The 7,943-nt window shown below is 66.5% G+C and carries 4 protein-coding genes and 1 pseudogene; 3 read left to right on the top strand and 2 right to left on the bottom strand.

Features of this window, described 5'->3' with window-relative positions; all coding sequences use genetic code 11:
* Positions 1 to 999: 999 nt before the first annotated feature.
* Complete coding sequence (locus tag AB0M29_RS44590; RefSeq protein ID WP_365393488.1) at positions 1,000 to 1,164, bottom strand: hypothetical protein; 165 nt, start codon at positions 1,162 to 1,164, stop codon at positions 1,000 to 1,002.
* Position 1,165: 1 nt separating this feature from the next.
* Here AB0M29_RS44590 and AB0M29_RS44595 point away from each other — a divergent pair, with 1 nt between their 5' ends.
* A complete protein-coding gene (locus tag AB0M29_RS44595) occupies positions 1,166 to 4,456 on the top strand; it encodes a ricin-type beta-trefoil lectin domain protein (RefSeq protein WP_365393489.1) in 3,291 nt (1,096 codons plus the stop codon).
* A gap of 139 nt (positions 4,457 to 4,595) precedes the next feature.
* Here AB0M29_RS44595 and AB0M29_RS44600 read toward each other — a convergent pair whose 3' ends face one another.
* The gene (locus tag AB0M29_RS44600; protein WP_365393491.1) at positions 4,596 to 5,705 is read right to left on the bottom strand and encodes an ROK family protein; all 1,110 of its coding nucleotides are present in this window, start codon (positions 5,703 to 5,705) and stop codon (positions 4,596 to 4,598) included.
* 204 nt (positions 5,706 to 5,909) lie between these two features.
* Here AB0M29_RS44600 and AB0M29_RS44605 point away from each other — a divergent pair, with 204 nt between their 5' ends.
* Together AB0M29_RS44605 and AB0M29_RS44610 are read left to right on the top strand one after the other, a co-directional pair.
* The gene (locus tag AB0M29_RS44605; protein WP_365393493.1) at positions 5,910 to 7,595 is read left to right on the top strand and encodes a glycoside hydrolase family 13 protein; all 1,686 of its coding nucleotides are present in this window, start codon (positions 5,910 to 5,912) and stop codon (positions 7,593 to 7,595) included.
* A gap of 161 nt (positions 7,596 to 7,756) precedes the next feature.
* Positions 7,757 to 7,943, top strand: a pseudogene (locus tag AB0M29_RS44610) (ABC transporter substrate-binding protein); the annotation flags it as partial.

The following is a 7,943-nucleotide window of genomic DNA, read 5'->3' on the forward strand; positions in this document are numbered from 1 at the left end:
GGCCGGCTCACACCCGTCGAGTACGAGACCGTCATGACCACACAGGCCCTCCAGGCCGCGTGACCAAACCTGTCACCCAACCCTGCACCAGACCCAAGTCAATGCCGCTCCCGTGGCGCCACGGCCATCGCGCTCACCAACGACCCCGCCTCGCCGCTGGCCCGTCGGGTCCACCTCGTCCTAGCCACCGCCGTCCCTGCGGACGCGCCCGGGCAGGACACCATCCCCAGCCGCCGCCCAGATGGCCGTCCTCGACCTGCTGTACATCGCCGTCGCGCAGCGCACCTACAGCCAGAGCACCGAAGCGATGGCTGCGACAACCGAGGCAGTCCGCCCCTACAAGCAACCCCAGTAGTCGAACTGATCACGACGTGCGGGGCCTGGCGGCCCGGCTGGCTGCTCGCGGCCGTGTCATCGGCGCACTGCGCCAACGCCCTCCGCAGCCACAAGCGTACTGGCTCGGTGAAGTGGTCAAGGCCTGTCGGCCCACGCCCGCTGGGCATGGTGAGCCGACGCAGCGGCGATCGCTACTCCTCCAGCCTTTTGCTTCCTCCCTCTTGACGCTCTGCACCGCGCGGTGTCACGATCACAGCGTTTCGAGAATATTAAGGTTACCTCGTTATTTAATGAACGACGGTCGGCCTGCCATGCCGGAAGCCGTGCCCTATGGGGTCAGGGAGAGACCTGGGTGGGGCCAGCCGGGTGGGGTCGTCGGCCAATATCGCCGCAGATGTCTCATGGCGCGATTCACGGAAGAGAGCGACGATGCCTGCAATCCCCGGCGCGGCCTCATCGCTGCCTACCCCAAGCATTTGGGTTGTCGACCTGCGCTCCGGTCAGACGGGTGGAGAGGGCTTCGGAGGCGGCTTACTTGGGGCCGACGAGCCGGAACTCGGCACCTCCCTCTGCTCACCACCGTAGTCGACAGACCGGACTCGGATGGAAGATGCGAACGAGGTCGCCGTACCGACACGGCACGACGCGGTACCTCGTCTCAGTTCAAGCCATCGGCTTGAACTCCACGTCCCAGATCGCGGCCAACCCGCCGCCGACGCCTCGCTGGCGATACATGGTGCGGTGGGTCGTTAAGGAATCAACCCGTTCAACGCGCAGAAAGGCTCTCAAAGCTATGAGACAACGCAGATGGATGGGGGTGTCGGCCATCGTGACAGCTGTTGTTCTGGGCGTCCCCGCGGCCGGCCTGGCCCCGGCCGCTGCCGCATCCGGTATCGCCGGTGCGCCAAAGCTCCCGCAGGCCGCATCGACCGGCGCCGACGACTGGTCCGCGCTCCAGGGTCTACTGCCAAGCCTGAACGGGACGTGGAGTTCGCCGCCGACCGGCCAGGCCACCGACAAGTTCCCCGGAGGGGCACTGCTCGGCAACGGCGATATCGGCGTTGAGGTCGGCGGTAACACCAACGCGCAGACCATGTTTGTGTCCAAGAGTGACATGTGGGACTACGTGGCACCCTCCGGCGCGACCGGTTCCCACCCGGTCGCCCTCGGCGGGCTGACTCTCCGTCGGCCGCCGTCGGGCACGGACAGTTCCTCACCGTACTCGTTGACGCAGGATCTGCTCAATGCACAGGTCACGTCCGACCTGAACATCAACAACACCCCGATCCACACGGTCACCTATACGGCTGACGACCAGGACGCGGTGATTACGCAGGTAAACAACACCGGGTCCCACAACGTGGTGCTCGACCTGGACACCTGGACGAGGCACACCGGCTCGATGCCGGCCACCTCGGGAGTGAGCGGGTCGACGGTCTGGGCCTCGCGCAGCACTGAGAGCGGCGGGGCCTGGGTGTCGCGGGCCGCGATCGCGACCCGGGTGCTGGGCGCGACGGTCACAACGAGCTCGCAGCCGGTCAGTGGTGACTCGGCGGTGGCGACCGCCGAGTTCACGGTGCCGGCAGGACAGTCGGTCACCCTCGTCTCCGCGGTGCGGGGCGGGAAGAACGCCACGACCCAGGTCGCCGATGCCATCTCCGCGGCCAACGCCCTGGACACCACCGGCGTCGCGACCCTGCACACCAACCATCTGGCGTGGTGGAAGAGCTACTGGCTTAAGTCGTATGTGCGGGTCTACGACACCCAGGTGGAGAAGTACTACTACGGGTCCCAGTACCTCCTGGGCAGCGCGGCCAGAACAGGGGGGACCGCTCCGGGTCTGTGGGGCGCGTGGATCACCAGCGACTCGCCGGCGTGGAACGGGGACTACCACCTCAACTACAACGTTCAGGCCCCGTACTACGGCGCGTTCTCCAGCAACCGCCCGGAGTTGGCCACCCCGTACATCCAGTCGATCACCGACTACGAGAGTGTCGGTCAGGCGAACGTCGCCGGTCTGCAGAACCTGCCCACCAGCAGCGGCGTGTCGCAGACCTTCAAGGACTACCTCGCCCAGCACAACGTCACGCACGGCTACCTCTACCCGGTGGGCATCGGACCGTGGGGAGCCAGTACCGACCTGGATTACTGGAACCAGCCGTCGAACGCCAGCTACGCCGCCGTCCCGATGATCTACCGGTACGACTACGCCCCGGACAGCGCCTACCTGAGCGGAACGCTCTATCCGTACCTGAAGTCGCTTGCGCAGTTCTGGCAGGACTACCTCGGGGCCAAGGGCGGTGACGGGTTGTACCACCTGATGGGTGCAACGTACGAGGGTGACTGGAGACATGACGACGCGCTCGACCTCAGCTCCGTGAAGCTGGTCCTGTCCAAAGCTGTCCAGTACAGCCAGACCCTCGGTGTCGACGCCCCGCTGCGGCCGGCTTGGAACGACATCCTGGCTCATCTGCCAGCGTTCCCCACCACGAGCTTTAACGGCAAGACCGTCTACACCTCCGATTACGACACCACCGACTTCGCCTCGCTGGTCGGCAGGACCGTCTGCAACATCGAGTGGATCCACCCTTTCGACCTGCTGAACCTGGACTCACCCCAGAAGGCACGGCAGAGCGCGATCGACACCCTGGACGCGATGAACTCCTGGACCCAGGGCAACAACTTCGCCAAGAGCTTCGGCATCGCAGCGCAGATCGGGTACCCGGCCAACAGCCTGTTCAGCACCTTCAAGTCCGTTCTCAGCGCGGGCCTGCAGACCAACGGAAGCGTATACCAAGCCGGCGGCGGCCTAGAGAGCGTCGGTACCACCGATGCCGTCAACGCCATGCTGCTCCAGTCCGTGGGCGGCACCATCCGCCTCTTCCCGGACTACCCCTCGGGCCGGGCCGCGCACTTCAGCAACCTGCGCGTCCAGGGGGGCTTCCTGGTCAGCGCCGACTACGACGGCGCCACCGCCTCCAACGTCTCCCTGACCGCAGACAACTCCGGCGGATCCGTAACCGTACTCAACCCCTGGCCCGGCAGGACACTGACCGTCACCGACTCCACCGGTGCCACCATCACGACCACCCACACCGGCGACAAGTACACCTTCACAACCACCGCTGGCACGACATATTCGCTCACCCAGCAGGCCCTTGGCGGCGGTGCTTCGCTGACCGGCTCGGTCGCCACCCAGCCGTCCGGTACGGTCGACCTCGCTCAGGAGGGCACCACCGACTGGGCGCACTGGGGCCTGACCAACGCGGCAGCCTTCGACCACAAGGCCGCAGTCACACCGGCGATCAGCAACTACACCGTGATCGGCAGCAATCCGGTCAACCAGCTCGCCGACAGCCAGGTCAGCTACACCTGGGCGGGTGGAACACCGACCACAGGTGTGACGGCCACCCCGACCGCGGTCTACGTCCGCTCGGTCGGCAACGGCTTCCGGCTGACTGTGCCGGCCACGGCCACACCACAGCGCCTGCGGGTCTACCTCGGCGCATGGTCGGCGAAGGGAAAGCTGACCGCCACACTCAGTGACGGCAGCGCGGCACCCTATACAGGGTACTTCGACTCCCCTTCCGGCAGCGGATACGGACTGGCGGACCTGACGTTCAAGGCAGCCAGCATCGGACAGACCCTCACCATCGCTTACACCGTCGACACCTCCTACAGCGGCGCCGGAGACGGCAACATCACGCTCCACGCAGCGACACTTGTCACCATCGCACCGACAACGGGCCCGGTCGCACAGGCCGCCAGCGGCCTGTGCGCCGACATCCCCGGGGCCGACAACACCGACTCCAACCAACTCCAGCTCTCATCATGCAACCGCACCGCGGCCCAGACATGGACCGTCGCCGCCGACGGCACCCTGCAGGCGATGGGCAAGTGCATGGACGTGCGCGGGGGAGCCAGCACCGACGGGACACCCGTGCAGATCTACTCCTGCAACGGCACACCAGCCCAGAAATGGAGCCACAACCCGGTGACCAGCCAACTGCAGATTCTCGGCAAGTGCCTGGACGGCACCAGTCATGGCACTGGTAGCGGCACGAAACTCGTCATCACCACCTGCACCACCGGATCCAGCCAGCAGTGGAACCTGCCCTGACCAACCGGCACATGATGCTCCACTGAAGGAGAAGGCGCTGCCCGTCACCCGGGCAACGACAAGCATTCCTGTCGCCAACACAGCGCGTTGACAGGCGTTGGGCGGTCCCAGCCGATGCTGGGACCGCCCGAGTGGGCAGTCAGGTCCTTGACGGAGTCGTGAAAAGGCGTCCTTCAACATCCTCGAGGGCAAGTCGGAGTGCGCCGAGCGCCACGTTCTGCTCCCCAAGGTGTGAGCTCTCCACAGGGATGGGGAACATGCACAGGTCGTGGAGGCGGCGGCGTAGGGGTTTGAGGAGTTTGTCGCCCGCGTTGGACAGTCCGCCGCCGATGACGATCTTGTCGGGATCGATGGTGAGTACCGTTGCGGCGATGCCGGTTGCCAGGTCATGGATGAACCGGGGGTCGTCGACGGGTCGGCCGGCGGCGAGTGAGTCTCGTGCCTGGTACCAGCCCGCGGCGCGGAGTTGACCGATTTCTCCTGCCGCGCCGTGGCGTCCGCGGCGTACGTGGCCGTCGATGAGGATGCCCACGGAGATCTGGTGGCCAGCCAGGATGTAGACGATGTCCGCGCTGTCGCTGGCGGCGCCGCGCCAGCGCTCGGCGAGTGCGCCGAGATTGGCATCGTTGTCGGCCAGCACCGGGCCTGCGCTGATGCCGGACAGGGCTTGTCGCAGGTTCACCCCTGCCCACTGGGGCAGTGCGGGGGACTGGGACACGATGGTGGCGCCGGGGTCGATAGGTCCTGTGGTGCCGATGCCGATCGCCACTACTTGGGAGAGGCGTAGGGATGAGGCCCGGGCGGCGCGTTTGAGGGCGGTCCTGGCGGCCTTGACGCGTTCGTCGTTGCCGAGGTCTGCCCGAACTTCGATCCGGTGGCTGCCTAGTACATGGCCGCTGAGGTCGGCGCAGAGGGCCAGGACCTTGTGGATGCCGATGTCGACGCCGAGGACGTAGCCGTGCTCGGACCGGAAGCGGTAGCGCTTGGCCGGTCGGCCGACCGGGCGGGGTGCGTCGGGGTCTGATGTGGTCTCGACGACCAGGCCGGTCTCGATGAGTTCGGCGATGCCCTCCTCGGCCGAGGGGCGGGATATGCCCGCTCGTGAGGCGATCTGGCTCAGCGTGAGGCCATCTGCGGCCAGGGGCTCTTGCGCTGTCGCGGCATGCGTGTGGACGACGCGTAGGGCTGACGCCGTCGTGGCACGGCTGGGCGGTGTACCGAAGGGGGAGAGTGGTGAACTTTCTGCCATTTGTGCCTTCTCCGCCTCTTGACGTCGCCGCCCATCCAATGCCAGCATCCTAACGCGTCGAAAATATTAACATAGCCTGCATTATTAAACCGGCCCAGACGTGTGGCGCGACCCCGCAGGATCCGGGCTCTTGCGGCCCGCCGGAGCAGCCTTCCCGCCACCGATCCATGTACATGGGCATGCAAAGCTAGACAAAGGACTGATATGCCGCAGAACGCAGACCGAGCTGCCGCCGAGTGGTGGCGCAGTGCGGTGATCTATCAGGTGTACGTCCGGAGCTTCGCCGATGGAAACGGCGACGGCATCGGCGACCTGACCGGTCTGCGGGCCCGCCTCGACCACCTCAGTACCCTGGGGGTCGACGGGCTTTGGCTCAACCCGTGCTACCCCTCCCCCCAAGCCGACCATGGCTACGACGTGGCGGACTACCGGGACATCGATCCGGACTACGGGAGCCTCGCAGATTTTGATGCCCTCGTCGACGAGGCACACGCCCGCGGACTGAAAGTTCTGATGGACTTGGTGCCGAACCACTGCTCGAGTGCTCACCCGTGGTTCCTAGCAGCGCTCGCCGCCGCGCCCGGTTCCCCGGAACGCGACCGGTTCCTGTTCAGTGACGGGCGCGGCCCTCACGGCGAGCTACCGCCCAACAACTGGAAGTCCGTGTTCGGCGGCCCCGCCTGGACCCGCGCCGCCGGCCCGGACGGAGCCCCCGGCCAGTGGTACCTGCACATGTACGACGCTGCGCAACCCGACTTCAACTGGCGCAACCCTGAGATCGCCGACATGTTCGACGAGGTGCTGCGGTTCTGGTTCGACCGCGGGGTCGACGGCTTCCGCATCGACGTTGCTCACGGTCTGTACAAGCACCCCGACCTGCCGGACTGGCACGGCCAGGGCTTCAACGAGTTCGCCTGGGACCAGCCGGAGGTCCACGAGATCTATCGCCGGTGGCGGCAGATCGCGCAGTCGTACGGCCCCCAGCGGGAGCTGACCCTGGTAGGCGAGGTCTGGGTGCCGACCGCCGCTGCTCTTGTGCCCTACCTGCGCGATGACGAACTGCCACAGGCGTTCTTCTTCGACCTGCTGATGCAGACATGGGACGCCGCGCTCTTTCGCGACTCCATCGACCGGGCCTTCGCTGCCATTGGTTCCACGGGAGCCACCATCACTTGGACGCTGGCCAACCACGACGTGCATCGTGCCGTGACCCGCTACGGCATCACCGAACGTCAACCGCACCCGTTCCCCGTCACGGCCGAGGTCGCGTACATGCGGCCCCGCGGACAGGTCGACGTGGCGCTTGGCGAGCGCCGGGCCCGCGCCGCGATCATGCTGCTGCTTGCTCTGCCCGGTTCGCACTACTTGTATCAAGGTGAGGAGCTGGGCCTGCCGGAGGTGCTGGACCTGCCGTCCGAGGCACGTCAGGATCCGGCGTGGGCCAGGTCGGGCCAGCTCGACGTGGGCCGGGACGGATGCCGAGTGCCGCTTCCGTGGACAACCGACGCCGCTGGCTTCGGCTTCTCGCCCTCCGACGCGGCAGAGAAGCCGTGGCTGCCGCAGCCGCAGTGGTTCGCGAAGTACGCGCTGTCCGAGCAGATCGAGGACGCCGGATCCACCTTCGCGCTGCACCGCGGCGCACTGCGCACCCGGCGTGAGTTGTTCTCCGCCGCGGACGGGGACATCACCTGGCTCACCCATCCGGGAAACCGACCCGACGTACTTGCCTTCCGGCGTGGAAACGCCGTGTGCGTCACCGTCTTCGGTGACGAGGGTTTCACTGTGCCGGCTACATGGGGCGAAATGCAGTTGTCGAGCCAGCCCCTATGCGACCGGGTACTGCCCGGAGGCAGTACCGCATGGACGCGTATCCCGCGTTTGCGCAACTGACCACCTCCACTCTCCGCACGACCCAAACCTCCAGGAAAGGCACCAAGAACATGAGCACCAACTCAAGAGCCGGACGGACCCCACTCGGTGGCGGGGGAACTGGCGTCAGCGCTCAGTACCCCGCGCCCTTGCAGCGGTACGGGAAGCGAGGACGACGTACCGTGGTGGTGTTCGGAGCCTCGCTCCTGACCGCCTCGCTCGCGCTGACCGCCTGTTCCGCGGGGGGCAGTGGCGCCAGCAAGCCGGCGGCGAGCGGGGGTAAGGCGGGGGACGTCACATTGACGTTTTTGACGTTCGAGACGCCGAATCTGACGGCGAAGTACTGGGACGATGCGATCGCGCGGGCCT

The sequence above is a fragment of the Streptomyces sp. NPDC051976 genome (genome assembly GCF_040680795.1).
Taxonomy (GTDB): Bacteria; Actinomycetota; Actinomycetes; order Streptomycetales; family Streptomycetaceae; genus Actinacidiphila.